The organism is Diaphorobacter sp. HDW4A, from assembly GCF_011305995.1.
GTDB lineage: Bacteria > Pseudomonadota > Gammaproteobacteria > Burkholderiales > Burkholderiaceae_C > Diaphorobacter_A.
Window position 1 is genome coordinate 5,642,092 of the sequence record NZ_CP049910.1, and the last position, 14,195, is coordinate 5,656,286.

At 63.3% G+C, this 14,195-nt stretch carries 10 protein-coding genes; 3 read left to right on the forward strand and 7 right to left on the reverse strand.

The annotated features are described in order from the left end of the window. Window positions 1–106: 106 nt before the first annotated feature. The 5 genes from ssb to G7047_RS25770 all read right to left on the reverse strand — a co-directional run bounded on the left by ssb (window position 107) and on the right by G7047_RS25770 (window position 6,032). Complete coding sequence (gene ssb, locus G7047_RS25750) at window positions 107–688, reverse strand: single-stranded DNA-binding protein (RefSeq protein WP_166311165.1); 582 nt, start codon at window positions 686–688, stop codon at window positions 107–109. A 119-nt stretch (window positions 689–807) separates the two neighbouring features. Then, window positions 808–2,034: an MFS transporter gene (locus G7047_RS25755; RefSeq protein WP_166312264.1), complete on the reverse strand. Its 1,227-nt coding sequence runs from the start codon at window positions 2,032–2,034 to the stop codon at window positions 808–810. Between the two features lie 195 nt (window positions 2,035–2,229). Beyond that, window positions 2,230–3,897, reverse strand: coding sequence for a phosphoethanolamine transferase (locus G7047_RS25760; protein WP_371813827.1), 1,668 nt, complete (start codon window positions 3,895–3,897; stop codon window positions 2,230–2,232). Window positions 3,898–3,980: 83 nt separating this feature from the next. Further along, on the reverse strand, window positions 3,981–5,525 hold the full coding sequence (locus G7047_RS25765; protein ID WP_166311166.1) for an MFS transporter: 1,545 nt from the start codon (window positions 5,523–5,525) through the stop codon (window positions 3,981–3,983). 6 nt (window positions 5,526–5,531) lie between these two features. Beyond that, complete coding sequence (locus G7047_RS25770) at window positions 5,532–6,032, reverse strand: MarR family winged helix-turn-helix transcriptional regulator (RefSeq protein ID WP_166311167.1); 501 nt, start codon at window positions 6,030–6,032, stop codon at window positions 5,532–5,534. 187 nt (window positions 6,033–6,219) lie between these two features. On the opposite strand from G7047_RS25770, the gene uvrA reads away from it, so the two are divergent. The 3 genes from uvrA (at window position 6,220) to G7047_RS25785 (ending at window position 11,834) form a co-directional block, all read left to right on the forward strand. Further along, window positions 6,220–9,276, forward strand: a complete 3,057-nt coding sequence (gene uvrA / locus G7047_RS25775; protein WP_166311168.1) for an excinuclease ABC subunit UvrA — start codon at window positions 6,220–6,222, stop codon at window positions 9,274–9,276. Window positions 9,277–9,561: 285 nt separating this feature from the next. After that, window positions 9,562–11,085, forward strand: a complete 1,524-nt coding sequence (locus G7047_RS25780; RefSeq protein ID WP_166311169.1) for an aldehyde dehydrogenase family protein — start codon at window positions 9,562–9,564, stop codon at window positions 11,083–11,085. A gap of 371 nt (window positions 11,086–11,456) precedes the next feature. Beyond that, window positions 11,457–11,834 carry a DUF779 domain-containing protein gene (locus G7047_RS25785; protein WP_166311170.1) on the forward strand — a complete coding sequence of 126 codons (378 nt, stop codon included), beginning with the start codon at window positions 11,457–11,459 and terminating at the stop codon, window positions 11,832–11,834. 25 nt (window positions 11,835–11,859) lie between these two features. On the opposite strand, the gene G7047_RS25790 is transcribed toward G7047_RS25785, so the two are convergent. Continuing rightward, window positions 11,860–12,834 (reverse strand): succinylglutamate desuccinylase/aspartoacylase family protein, encoded by a 975-nt coding sequence (locus G7047_RS25790; protein ID WP_166311171.1) that lies wholly within the window; start codon window positions 12,832–12,834, stop codon window positions 11,860–11,862. A gap of 15 nt (window positions 12,835–12,849) precedes the next feature. After that, window positions 12,850–13,836, reverse strand: a complete 987-nt coding sequence (locus G7047_RS25795) for a Bug family tripartite tricarboxylate transporter substrate binding protein (RefSeq protein WP_371813904.1) — start codon at window positions 13,834–13,836, stop codon at window positions 12,850–12,852. Window positions 13,837–14,195: the final 359 nt, after the last annotated feature.

Below are 14,195 nucleotides of genomic sequence, written 5' to 3' on the forward strand. Positions count from 1 at the left end.
TGAGCTCCTCTTAATTAAATCACGAAACAATTATGTTGATAGAAAAAAAGCCCGTCTTCTCTCGAAGAGCGGGCTTTGAATCAACAGAAAACCTGTAAGTTGCTGGTTAGAATGGGATGTCGTCATCCATGTCGTCAAAGCCCGAATTCGCGCGCGGAGCCTGTTGCACCGGTGCGGGGGCCGGACGCGGCGCAGGGGCCGGAGCCGGGCGTGCCGCCATGGGAGCGGGGGCTGCACGGCGCTGGGGTGCTGGGGAGGGGGCCGCGTCGTAGCCACCATCGTTGCCGCCACCGCCGTAGCCACTGTCTTCGTAACCGCCACCACCGCCGCCGCTACCACCGCCCATGCCCTGACGGCTGCCCAGCATCTGCATCTGGTCAGCGCGGATTTCGGTGGCGTAGCGTTCTTGGCCGCTCTGGGGATCGGTCCACTTGCGGGTGCGAAGGCTGCCTTCTACGTAGACCTGCGAGCCCTTGCGCAGGTACTGGCCGGCGATCTCGGCCAAACGGCCATTGAAGACGACTCGGTGCCATTCGGTGGATTCGCGGTTTTCACCGGTGTTCTTGTCGCGCCAGCGGTCTGTGGTGGCAATGGTGACATTGGCGACCTGATCGCCGCTGGGGAAGGTGCGCATTTCGGGATCACGTCCCAGATTGCCGACGATGATGACTTTGTTGACGGATGCCATGCTGCAGATACCTTCGAAAAATGTTGAATTTGCGCGCCAAATGGAGTTTGAGTAGCGCGCCTGAACGGGAGATTGTGCACCAAGCCGGGAGCGGATGGGGGCCGCTCTTTCGGCGTCCCTCAGTGTGCAGCAGGAATATTGTTGGCAGTGCTCTGGCTGGCCGCCTTGGCGGCTTCGGCGCGCCCAAGGGGGCGCAGCGGCCAGGTCACCAGCAGCCAGATCGCGCACATGGTTGCGGTCACGCCAAAGAGGCCGGGTGCGCCTAGCGACTTGATCAGCAGCCCGCCGAGAGCACCGCCCGCGAACAGGCCGAGCGACTGCAACGTGTTGTAGCTGCCAAGTGCCGCGCCGCGCAGATGGGCCGGGGCCATGCGCGAGACCAAGCTGGGCTGCGTCGCCTCGAGCGCATTGAAGCCGCAGAAGAAAACGAACAGCACCACGCCCATCACGGCCAGCGGCGGTGTGCTGCCCGAGGAGTACAGCAGCCCCAGTGCGACCTGCACGATCAGCACCAGGCTGATTGCGCCGAGCAGCGCGGCGCGCAGGCGGCCCTTGCGCTCCATCGAGAACAGGCCGCCCATCGCGGCGAACGACAGCACGACGGCAGGCAGATAGATGTGCCAGTGCTCGCTCTTGGGCAAGCCCGCCTGCACGATGAGCGCGGGCACGGCCACCCACATTGACATCTGCACGGTGTGCAGCACGAACACACCAAAGTTCAGGCGCAGCAGATCGGGATGTTTCCAGGCGTCGATGGCGCGGCCGTGTGGTGCATCGGCGTGGCGTGCGGGTTCGGGAGGAACGACCCAGATGATCACGGCCACGCCCGCCAGCGCCAGTGCGCAGGTGATGCCGAACAGGCCCGAAAGCCCCGCCAGCGCTGTGAGCGCAGGCGCCAGCACCAGTGCCAGCGCGAACATCAGCCCGATGCTGCCGCCCACCAGCGCCATGGCCTTGGTGCGCACGCTGTCGCGTGTCTGATCAGCGAGCAGCGCCGTCACGGCGGCCGATACGGCACCGGCTCCCTGCAGCGCACGGCCGATGAGCAGGCCGTTGAGCGAGTCCGCCATGGCCGCGACCAGACTGCCGGCCGCATACACCAGCAGGCCGATGACGATCACGCGCTTGCGCCCAAAGCGGTCGGAGGCGATGCCTACCGGTAGCTGCAGGAAGGCCTGTGTGAGCCCGTAAATGCCCATGGCCATGCCCACCATGGCCGGATCGTCACCGCCGGGGTATTTGCGCGCTTCGAGCGCGAACACCGGCAGCACCAGGAACAGACCGAGCATGCGCAGCGCAAAAATCAGCGCGAGGCTGATGCTGGAGCGGCGCTCCAGCGGCGTCATCTTGGTGGAGTCTGGCGAAGAAGTGGTCGAGGAATTATCCGGCACGGGGGAGCTGACGCAGACAAAGAGTGGATTCTGACTCCAGGTGCCATCAGGTGCACCAGAGTCGGAGCAGGGATCGGGCGATCCCGCAATGCCTTGGATTCTGCCATGTCCGATGGATGGGTGCAGTATGGTGACAGGCAGCGTGGCTTCTCATCGCTCAAAGGATGCGACCATGGCGGGCAATTGCGGGGCCTGCCAGACGTATCCGGGGGACAGCACATCGCGCTCGCTCAATTGACCATGCCACTGCAGTCGCATCAGATCGACCAGCGTGAAGGCCGCCCAGTCATTGCGAAACGGCACGATGGCCCGGGCTTGCTCATCGGTCGTAAACGCTTCGTCGCGCCACAGAATGGCGGGGATGCGGAAACCCGACGCCGTGCTCTGGCTGTGGCCGGCATGGTTGATGGTGTGGCCGACTTCCTGCCCATGGTCGGACAGGTACATCCAGGCGCTGCGCTGATCTTTCTCGCCGCCCGCACGACTGTCCTCGGCTTGCGTCATGCGCAGCAGCTGGGCGACGACGCCGTCGTGGTACAGCAGCGCAGCGTCATACTCGTGCCGGAAACTGCGCAGCCATCCTGGGCGGCCCTGCGCTGCAAGCTGCCGGTCCACCGCATCGGCGTGGTCATCGAATGGGTTCTGGTTGTCGGGAAATCGCAGCCGGTAGTGGGGGTGCGTGCCCAACAGATGCACGACGATGAGCTTGCGCTCGTGCGGATCGGCGAGCGCCGTCTGCACCTCATCGAGCAGTTCACCGTCCAGCGATTCGCTGGACCGTCCCGGTGTGCGGTTCACGAGTTGCACGACATTGGCGAGTTGCGCATGCTGCTGCTCGATGGCGAGGTCGTCATGGTTGCTCACCCACCAGACGCGGTAGCCTGCTTGCCTGGCCAGCGCCAGCAGATGCTGGCTGGGTGATTCGCCTTGCACGGGGATATTGAACATGCGGTGCAGCGAGGGTAGCGTGCTGGCCTCCACCGACCACGCGTTGCGCAGCACCAGCATCTGCTCGCCCGCGCCCTGTTGCAGCGCTTGCAGTTGCGGTGTGGTGTCGCGTGCGTAACCGTAGAGCGACATGTTGTCGCGGTTCACGCTGTCGCTGATCACCAGCATGACAGTGGAGGGCTGCGAGTCCGTCACTTGGGGCGAAAGCCTTTCGGCGTTGACCATCGCCTGCGTGCGTTGTTGGTGCTGGTTGCCCCATTCGGCGCGCAAGGACTGCACGGACTGCACCCATTCACTCCAGAACGCCACGGGGTGAAGGCGTCTCCACGGCTTGCTTGAATAGGCCAGCAGGGTCACGATCAGCAGCAGCACGAGTCCGATCCGCAGCGGGCGCGGCGCTGTGCTGGCGACGTCATCAAGTGTGCCCAAGCGCAGCACCGCGAGCCACGCCACCCATGCGGCGAGCAGCAGCAAGCCGCCCCAGGTGAGCAGCGCGCGCCAATGGGCGAGCAGGTATTCGTTGCCCTCGCGCAGGTTGGTATTGGCGGCAGCGCCCAGCACCATGGCTCCATTGGGGGCAGCCTGATAGGCGTCCTGCAGGTAGCCGCGCGCCACGCCATCAAAGACAAACAGCATCACCCACAGCCAAACCGCCGCGCCGCGCAGCCGCCGTGCCGCAATGCCTTGCACTGGAAGGCACAGCAAGGCCACAAGCGGCATCAGCAGCACCAGCAGTTGAGTGATCCTGCGCCCCTCGTGTCCCAGCACGATGAAGGCCAGCGCCAATGCGCACAGGATGGCCCCCGCCACCCAGCGTGAGCGGGGCCGGGCATTCGAGTTGGTGGTGGGGCGGACAAAGAGATTGCGCACGGAAGAGTGTGGGTGGGCAGAACGAAGCCCATCCTGCCCCAGCGGCCAATGCCTTGGACTGTCCGGGGGCTAAGTGAGCGACATCAGCGCAGATGTCGCTGCAACATCACTACCACCGCAGCTATGGCGGCCACGGCGGCAAGCCATTGGTAGAGGCTCTGGCAGGCTATAAGCAGCGCTTGGTGCTCGACGACGGCACTCAGCTGAGCGAGCGCGGCGGTGTGCGCCTGAGCAGCGGAGTAGCCGAGCTGTTCGAAATGCGCCTGCGTACTGGCAAGCCAGGACACGGCGGTCGAATTGGAGGGCGTGAGGCGTTCGATCAGGTTACTGTGCTGAATGAAGCGGCTGTCCTGCAGCGCCACGGCGGCGACGGCGGAGGCGAACGAGGCCATCATCTGGCGCATGATGTTTTTGCTCTGGTAGCCCTTGGCGAAGTGTTTGGCCTCGAGTGCCCGGAAGGTGAGCGCGGCCACGGGAAGCACCATCAGTACGCCGAAGAAGCCCTTGATGACGAGCGCGCCATACAGTGCGGTGATCGGCGCATCGGGCGGCACCATGCTGAGCCAGAACGAGGCACCGGCCATGGCGACGCAGCCGGACATCATCAGCGCCCGCTTGTTGGTGACCTTGGCCGCGTATTTGATATAGCCGATGGCGACGACGAGGCTGATGAGCGCCGAGAAGCTGTTGAGCCAGCCAGTGGTGATCAGCGGAATGCTCAGGCCCTGTTCGGCGAACTGCGGGAACAGGTAGTTGCTGAAGTTGACGATGAAGTAGTAGAGCGCATACAGCGCAATGCCCACGAGAAAACCGGGGTGGGTGAGGTCACGCAGGTGCAGCAGCGGCTCGTCATGCTTCCATTGGTGGATACCGAAGAGGCCGAGCAGCAGCACGCCGGTCAGGATCACCAACGCGAGGCGTTCAGGGCTGTCGAACAGCTCGTACTTGGCTTCGGAAAAGCTCCACTGAACGCAGCCGATCGCCAGCACAAAGAGCAGCACCGGCGCGACCGAGAACTTCACTGGCGTGCTGCTGCGCCCAAGATGCCGGGGCAGCAGCCAGCGCACGCCCGCCGCGATCACCACGGCCAGCGGCAGCACCACCCAGAACACCCAGCGCCAGCCCCAATTCTCCACCAGCCAGGCCGACAACACCGGCCCGAGCGCACCCACGCCGAAGATGCTCAGCATGTACACCCGAGTCGCCTTGGGCCGCAGCGTGGGGGAGAACAGCATCGGAATCAGCACCCGCGTGCTGATGAAGAACGCGCCGCCGCCGAGGCCCTGCACCAGCCGCGCGGTCGTGAGCTCCGCCAGATTGCTGGCGTTGGCCGACGCGAGATCTCCGAGTACATAGAGCAGCAGCGCCGCCAGCAGATAGTGGCGGTAGCCGAAATGCCGCGAGAGCCATTGCTGCATGGCGATCATCAACATGCTGCCGATGGCATAGGCCGCCTGCACCTGGGCAAACTCGCGCGGGGCGATGCCGATGCCGCCCAGAATATGCGAGGAGGCGAAGACGAACATGCCGTTTTCAAGAAACTCCATGCCCGCGAGCGCGCCCAGCAGCCACATAAGCAGAAGCTGCTTTTCGCGGTGCAGAAAATGTTGCCAGCGTGCCGCTTTCATGGTGTTTCAGTCTGCGGTAGCAGTGTCCATGGTCTGGAGACGGTCGTGCACTTGGCGCAGTTGCAGTTGCATGGCATGTGTGGCGCTGTCGCCGATGGACGACCAGATCTGCAGATAGACCGCCTGCACCAGCGGCATGGCCTGCGCCAGCAGGGCTATGCCTTGCTGCGTGAGCTGCAACTGCAGGCTGCGGCGATCTTGCGCATCGGCCGAGCGCATGACCAGTCGGCGCTGCTCCAGCCCGTCCAGCAGCCGGGTGACCTGGGTGCGCGTCGCGTTGAGCGACACGCTGAGCGACGATGGCCGAAGCGGTTCATGCACGCTATCGGCCAGCAGATTGAGTGCAAGATATTCCTTCATGTGCAGCGCGTGGGGCGCGAGCGCCTCGTTTACGCGCTGTTCCAGCAGCACGGCGCTGTGCAACAGCAACCGGGAGGCGGTGACGGCGTCCAGCAAGGGCTTGGGCTTGCCAGCCAGAATGCGTTCAAGGCGGGAGTCGAGGCTCATGGTGGTCATCGCTTTTTTTATTTAATTTCATTTGTAATTATATCGTTTGAAATTAAATTGTGCTTGAGTGTGCGGTTTGGTAGGGACTGTCGCGTGCAATAGGCTTGAATCGTGCGGGGCTGTGCAGTTGATGAGACGGTGACCTATGATGTCCGGTTCGCCTGCGATGTTTGAGATTTGAGATTCCATGCCCTCCAAGCAAGACAAGTCCCTGCCGTTGAATCCTGAAGAGGCCCCCAACGGGCGCTATCTGGCGCAGTCGCTGCGCGAGCGGCGCATCAGCATCCGCGGCGCGCGCACGCACAACCTCAAGAACATCGACCTCGACATTCCGCGCGATCAGCTTGTGGTGATCACGGGGCTGTCGGGCTCGGGCAAGTCCAGCCTTGCGTTCGACACGCTCTATGCCGAGGGCCAGCGGCGCTATGTGGAAAGCCTCTCGACCTACGCGCGGCAGTTTCTCGGGCGGCTCGACAAGCCCGATGTCGATCTGATCGAGGGCCTCTCGCCCGCTATCAGCATCGAGCAGAAGGCCACTAGCCACAACCCGCGCTCCACGGTGGGCACGGTCACCGAGATCTACGACTATCTGCGCCTGCTCTACGCCCGTGCGGGCACGCCGTTTTGCCCGGACCACGGGCTGCCGCTGTCCTCGCAGACCGTGAGCCAGATGGTGGATGCGGTGCTCGCGTTGCCGGAGGATTCGCGCATCATGCTGCTGGCCCCGGTGGCGCGGCAGAAGAAAGGCGAGTTCAACGAGCTGTTCGCGCAGATGCAGGCGCTCGGCTATGTGCGCTTTCGCGTCGACGGCACGGTCTATGAATTCGAAAACCTGCCGCAGTTGAAGAAAACCGAGAAGCACGATATCGACGTGGTGATCGACCGCCTGCGGGTGCGCGAAGACGCCAAGCAGCGCCTGGCCGAAAGCATCGAGGCTGTGCTGCGTGTGGGCGGCGCCGAAGGCAATGGCCGCGTGCTGGTGCTGGAGATGGATTCTGAAAAGGAGCACCTTTTTTCGAGCAAGTTCGCCTGCCCGGTCTGCGGCTATTCGCTGCCCGAACTGGAGCCGCGTCTCTTTTCATTCAACTCGCCGACCGGTGCCTGCCCAAGCTGCGACGGCATTGGCCAGCAGGAAGTGTTCGACGTGGCGCGCGTGGTGGCGTTTCCCTCGCTGAGTCTGGCCAGCGGCGCGATCAAGGGCTGGGACCGCCGCAACGGCTACTACTTCGCGATGCTGGAGAGCCTGGCCAGGCATTTCGGCTTCGATGTCGAAACGCCGTTCGAAGAACTGCCCGAGCGCGTGCGCGAGGTGCTGCTGCATGGTTCGGGCACTGAGGAAATCGCGTTCTCGTACCTGATCGACAGCGGCCCGAACAAGGGCAAGCCGGTGCTGCGCAACCATCCGTTTGAAGGCATTCTGCCGAACATGGCGCGGCGTTATCGTGAGACGGATTCGTCCGTGGTGCGCGAAGACCTCGCCCGCTACCGCAGCACGCAGGCCTGCCCCGATTGCCACGGCGCGCGCCTGCGCAGCGAGGCCCGCCATGTGAAGGTGGGCGAGGGCGACGAGGCGCTCGCGATTCAGCAGATCAGCCATCGCACGCTGTCGGATTCGCTTTCCTGGTTCCGGAACCTCAAGCTTGGCGGCGCCAAGGCCGAGATTGCCGACAAGATCGTGCGCGAGATCGCCTCGCGCCTGACCTTTCTGAACGACGTGGGGCTGAACTATCTGAGCCTCGACCGCAGCGCCGAAACCCTCTCGGGCGGCGAGGCGCAGCGCATTCGCCTGGCCAGCCAGATCGGATCGGGCCTTACGGGCGTGATGTATGTGCTCGACGAGCCCAGCATCGGTCTGCACCAGCGCGACAACGACCGCCTGATCGGCACGCTGCAGCACCTGCGCGACATCGGCAACAGCGTGATCGTGGTCGAGCACGACGAGGACATGATCCGCGCCGCCGACCACTGCGTGGACATGGGGCCGGGCGCGGGCGTGCATGGCGGCCAGGTGATGGCGCAGGGCACCTATGACGAGCTCTGCGCCGAGCCCAAATCGCTCACCGGCCAATACCTTTCTGGCAAGCTCAGCATTCCGGTGCCCAAGCGCCGCACGCCATGGCAGCCGGTGCTCGAATCCGACCTGCCTGCAGCGCCCGAGAAGGCGCCTAAATCGCGCTTTCCCGAAACCCCCGCGAGCCGCCGCAAAGCCGAGCGCATGGAGGTGCACCGCGCCACGCAGGGCCGACTGCAGGCGCTGCGCGTGAACGGCGCCACCGGCCACAGCCTGCAGAACGTGACGGCGGAGTTCCCCGTGGGGCTGCTCACCTGCGTGACCGGCGTCTCGGGCTCGGGCAAGAGCACGCTGGTCAACGACACGCTGTACGCCGCCGTCGCGCGCCAGCTCTACCGCGCGCACGAGGAACCCGCGCCGCACGAATCCATCGAGGGCATTGACTACTTCGACAAGTGCATCAACGTCGACCAGTCGCCTATCGGCCGCACGCCGCGCAGCAATCCGGCGACCTACACCGGCCTGTTCACGCCGATCCGCGAACTCATGGCCGAGACCAACACCGCGCGCGAGCGCGGCTACGGGCCGGGCCGCTTCAGCTTCAACGTGGCCGGTGGCCGCTGTGAGGCCTGCCAGGGCGACGGCGTGGTCAAGGTGGAGATGCATTTTCTGCCCGACGTCTATGTGCCGTGTGATGTCTGCCACGGCGAGCGCTACAACCGCGAAACGCTCGAAGTGCTCTGGAAGGGCCGGAACATCGCGCAGATCCTCGACCTCACGGTGGAGGACGCGCACGCCTTTTTCAAGGACGTGCCGACCATCGCGCGCAAGCTGCAGACGCTGCTCGACGTGGGGCTGTCCTACATCCGCCTCGGTCAGAGCGCGACCACGCTCTCGGGCGGCGAGGCGCAGCGCGTGAAGCTTGCGCAGGAACTCTCCAAGCGCGACACGGGCCGCACGCTCTACATCCTCGACGAACCCACGACCGGCCTGCATTTCGCCGACATCGACCTGCTGCTCAAGGTGTTGCTGCAACTGCGCGACGCGGGCAACACCATTGTTGTCATCGAGCACAACCTCGACGTCATCAAGACCGCTGACTGGGTTATCGACATGGGCCCGGAAGGCGGCGCAGGCGGCGGTATGGTGGTGGCCACGGGCACGCCGGAAGAAGTGGCGCAGAACCCGGCGAGCCATACGGGGCGTTATCTGCAGCGGTATGTGAAGGGGTGACCACAGCGGGCTGGGACACTGAGCACAGTGTCCCAGCCCGGGTGTTCCGTTTCGTGACAGTTGTCGTGGCATGGAGCATTGCAGCGCGCAGCGCGCGACTCGGCGCAGTGGGTGCGTGCATCCGCAAATCCCAATGAAATCAAGCGATTGAGCGCGGCAATCGATCTGGCACGGGTCTTGAGTAAGCAGTGGCATCGGCAGGCGCAACGGCGACCTGTCCGATGAGTCCACCTGATTTCAGGTGACTCAAGAGCCAATCAACCTGCAATTCTGGAGACTACGAGCATGACGGTTTACGCAGCACCCGGCGCGGCTGGCGCCAAGATCGCCTACAAGGCACGCTACGACAACTTCATCGGCGGCAAGTTCGTTGCGCCTGTGAAGGGCCAGTATTTCGACGTGATCACGCCGGTGACCGGCAAGGTCTACACGCAGGCGGCGCGCTCCACGGCAGAGGACATCGAACTGGCATTGGACGCGGCACATGCGGCGGCAGACGCCTGGGGCAAGACCGATGTGGCCACGCGCTCCAACATTCTCCTGAAGATCGCCGATCGTATCGAAGCCAATCTGGAACTGCTGGCCTATGCAGAAACCGTGGACAACGGCAAGGCGATCCGCGAAACGCTGAATGCCGACATTCCGTTGGCGGCCGACCATTTCCGCTACTTTGCCGGTGCACTGCGCGCGCAGGAGGGCGGCATCAGCCAGATCGACGACAACACGGTCGCGTATCACTTCCATGAGCCGCTGGGCGTCGTGGGCCAGATCATTCCGTGGAACTTCCCTATCCTGATGGCTGCGTGGAAGATTCCACCTGCACTGGCTGCGGGCAATGCCATCGTGCTCAAGCCCGCCGAAAGCACGCCCATCAGCCTGCTGATTCTGATCGAGCTGATCGCCGATCTGCTGCCTCCGGGCGTGCTCAACGTGGTCAACGGCTTTGGCCGCGAAGCCGGCATGCCGCTGGCCACCAGCAAGCGCATCGCCAAGATCGCCTTCACGGGCTCGACCAGCACCGGCCGCGTGATCGCTCAGGCCGCCGCCAACAACCTGATCCCCGCCACGCTGGAACTCGGCGGCAAGTCGCCCAACATCTTCTTTGCCGACATCATGGACAAGGACGATGCCTTCCTCGACAAGGCCATCGAAGGCATGGTGCTGTTCGCGTTCAATCAGGGCGAGGTCTGCACCTGCCCGAGCCGCGCGCTGATCCAGGAAAGCATTTACGACAAGTTCATGGAACGCGTGCTCAAGCGCGTGGCCGCCATCAAGCACACCAATCCTCTGGACACCGATTCCATGATGGGTGCGCAAGCGAGCAAGGAGCAGCTCACCAAGATCCTGTCGTACCTCGATCTCGGAAAGCAAGAGGGCGCGGAGGTGCTCATCGGTGGTGAACAGGCCAGGCTGGGCGGTGATCTGGAGGGGGGCTACTACGTGCAGCCCACTCTGTTCAAGGGTCACAACAAGATGCGCATTTTCCAGGAAGAAATCTTCGGCCCGGTGCTGGCGGTGACCACGTTCAAGGATGAGGCCGAGGCGCTGGCGATTGCCAACGATACGCTGTACGGTCTGGGCGCTGGCGTGTGGTCGCGCAACGGCAATGTCGCGTATCGCATGGGGCGTGCGATCAAGGCGGGTCGTGTGTGGACGAACTGCTATCACGCTTATCCTGCGCATGCGGCGTTTGGTGGGTACAAGGAGTCGGGCATCGGGCGTGAGAATCACGGGATGATGTTGAACCATTACCAACAGACCAAGAATCTGTTGGTGAGCTATAGCGAGAGCAAGCTCGGGTTCTTCTGAGGCTGAGCGCTCGACTGCTTCTGCTGGAAGTTGCGCCCTCTCTCGGTTGCTTGCGGGGGAGGGTGGGGCGAGGGGTTTTGTTTGCGATTTTCAGCGGTTGCTGTGGTGGTGAGGGCGGAGGCCGGGACTGCCCCCGGCGGGGCAGTAACTTTTTGGTCTTGCCCAAAAAGTCACCAAAAATGCGCTTTTGAATACGGGGTCACGCGGCAGAACTCACTGCGCGACTGCGTCGCTCCGTTCGGACAACCGCCGCGAGTCAGAGGTTTCCTAAGAGGTGCGTTCGGCACATCGCTTCGCTCGTGCCTCCCTCTCCCGCTTGCGGGCGAGGGTGACGGCGGCGTTTGAAATGGCACCATTTTTTGAGGCTCACCATGGTCGACAAAGTCATCGCTACCGATGCGGCGCTTGCGCTGATCGAAGAACTCAAACTGCAGTATGGGCCTGAGCTGATGTTCCATCAGTCGGGTGGATGCTGCGACAACAGTGCGGCCAATTGCTATCTGCCCGGCGAGATCACGATGGGGGCGGGGGATGTGTTTCTCGGGGTGATTGGTGGGTGTCGGTTCTACATCGGGATTGCGCAGTACGAGTACTGGAAGCACACGCAGCTGATCATCGATGTGATCGAGGGGCATGGCGGCACGCTGTCGCTGGAAGGGCCTACGGGGAAGGCGTTTCATACGCGCTCGCGGGTGTTCAGCGATGAGGAACTGAAAGAGCTGGGCATCGAGTGCCCAGCGTCTTCCTGACTTTTCTTTTTAGTCGGTCGTTCTATCAACTGACCAGGCGTCTGCGCGCGAAGCGTACTACCGTCACGCCGTTGCGGGCTTGGCGGGTGGAGGGCATGACGAGGACGCAGTCGTCATAGGGCGTGGTGACGGGTTCGCCGTCGTTGTTGCCGATCACGGTGCCCGCTTTTTCGATGACCTCAAGACCTGTGAAGGGCTCGGTGAAGGTGAAGTGCTCGCTCTTGGCCACTACCGGGCCGGTCACTTCCAGTGCCCATTGGCGGGGGGCGTCGGGCTGTTTCCAGTTAGGGAGTCGGGCTGCGAGCGTGTTGCTGGAGACGATCTGTGAGGCTTCCAGAAAGCGTGCGCACATGTCTTGCGCGACCACGCGGCTTTGGGGGTCGCCATGGAAGCCGCATTCGATGAGCAGCGTGCGCGAGTCGCCTGCCTCTGCGTCGGGCAAATTGAAACGGCCGTAGTCGCGCATGCGGGTGCCGTCCTTGTGGCCTGCGTCGATGACGATGTGCTCGGGCGAGCGCATCTGTATGGCGAGTTCCAGATTGCGTGGCTGCACGCCGGTGAGCGAGAGCGGGGCGCTGGGCTCGTGCATGGAGTGCAGGTCGAGTACCCAATCCGCTTGTTGAATGAACGGGCGCAGCGCAGCGGCGCGGCGGCGTTCTGCGGTGTCGGCGGCGTCGATGCGCTCGTCGCTCCACTGGCGGTTCATGTCCTGCTCGACGAAGCGCGAGGCATCGTGGTTCAGCGGATCAAATTGGTCGAACGCGTCGATGTTGCAGAACGCGAGCGTGAGCTTGCCCTGTTCGGGCTTTACGTCCGCTTCGAGCAGGCCCTTGAGTGCCCATGCGCCGCAAAGTTCGTTGCCGTGGATGAGGGCGCTGATCAGCACGTGGCGGCCGGGCTTGCCGGAGTCGAAATGCCACACGCCCTCGGTGCCGGTGTTGCCCGCGCGAATAGCGCTGATGTCGGGCGCGGGCAGTTCAAACTTCAATGTATCGGTCATGCTTATCTGCCTTCCTTATTCCTCGATCTTCGCGAATTTCACGATCTTGGTGTACTTCGCGATTTCGGAGTTAAGGAACTTGCCCATGTCCACATCGGGCGATGCCACGCCGGAACCGGCCGCTTCCATCTTCTTGCGGAAGTCGGGCGACTGCAGGGCTTCGTTGAGCGCTTTCTTGAGCTTGGCAGCGATGGGCTGGGGCAGGTTGGCCGGCCCCATGAGCGCGAACCATGAGGTGATGTCCACGTTCTTGAACTGCGGGAATTCGGAGAGCGCTGGAATGTCCGGCGTGGCCTGCGAGCGCTTGGCCTCGGTAGTGCCGAGCGCGATCACCTTACCGGACTTGATGTGCGGGAGGCCGCTGGAGAGCACGAACACGCCGAAGTCGATGTTGTTGCCCACCAGATCGTTGGTGAGCGGTGCGACGCCGCGATAGGGAATGTGCGTCATGAACAGCCCGCCCTGTTCCTTGGTCATCTCACCGGCCAGATGCAGCGCCGTGCCCACGCCCGAGCTGCCGTAGCTGAACTTGCCCGGGTTCTTCTTCACGAGCTGCGTGAACTCGTTGGCGTTCTTTACACCGGATTTGGTGGAAGCCACCAGCACCATCGGCTGCGAGCCGATCAAGCCCACAGGCGTGAAGTTGTTGAGGCTGTACTTCACATTCTTGGTCACGAGCTTGGCGATCGCCAGTTCGTTGTTCGCACCGACCAACAGCGTGTAGCCATCGGCCGCCGCATTCGCCACCTTCTGCGCGCCGATGGTGCCACCCGCACCGCCGACGTTCTCGATCACCACGGGCTGACCGAGGCGGTTGGAGAGCTCGGTGCCGACGAGGCGGCCCATCAGGTCGGTGCTGCCTCCGGGCGGGTAGCCGACGACGATGGTGATGGGCTTGGTGGGGTAGGCGGCGGGGTCTTCGGCGAGGGCGGGGAAGGCCGTTGTTGCCAGCAACGTGAAGAGGCTGCTGGCCAGGGTCGTGGCTGCACGGCGGCGGGGCATGGGGTGGGGGCTCGTCATGGAGTGTGGTCCGTTTCGTTCTTTTTGGTTGATGAAGCGGATTTTGCGGATGTGTTGTTTGTGTTGTGGTGCTTAAATGGCACGGAGCGGTGCTTCTTTTGTTTGAATGTCGTTGGAGGGGGTGCTTGGCGAACAGAGGTGGGGGATTTGAGGGCAGAGGCCGGGACTGCCCCCGGCGGGGCAGTAACTTTTTGGTCTTGCCCAAAAAGTCACCAAAAATGCGCTTTGAAGTCATCCGGCGGAACTCGCGGCGTTCCTTCGTCACTCTGCTCGGACAACCGCCGGAAATCAGATTGGAAGAGGTGTGCTCGGCACATCGCTGCGCTCGTGCCGGGGCGTTT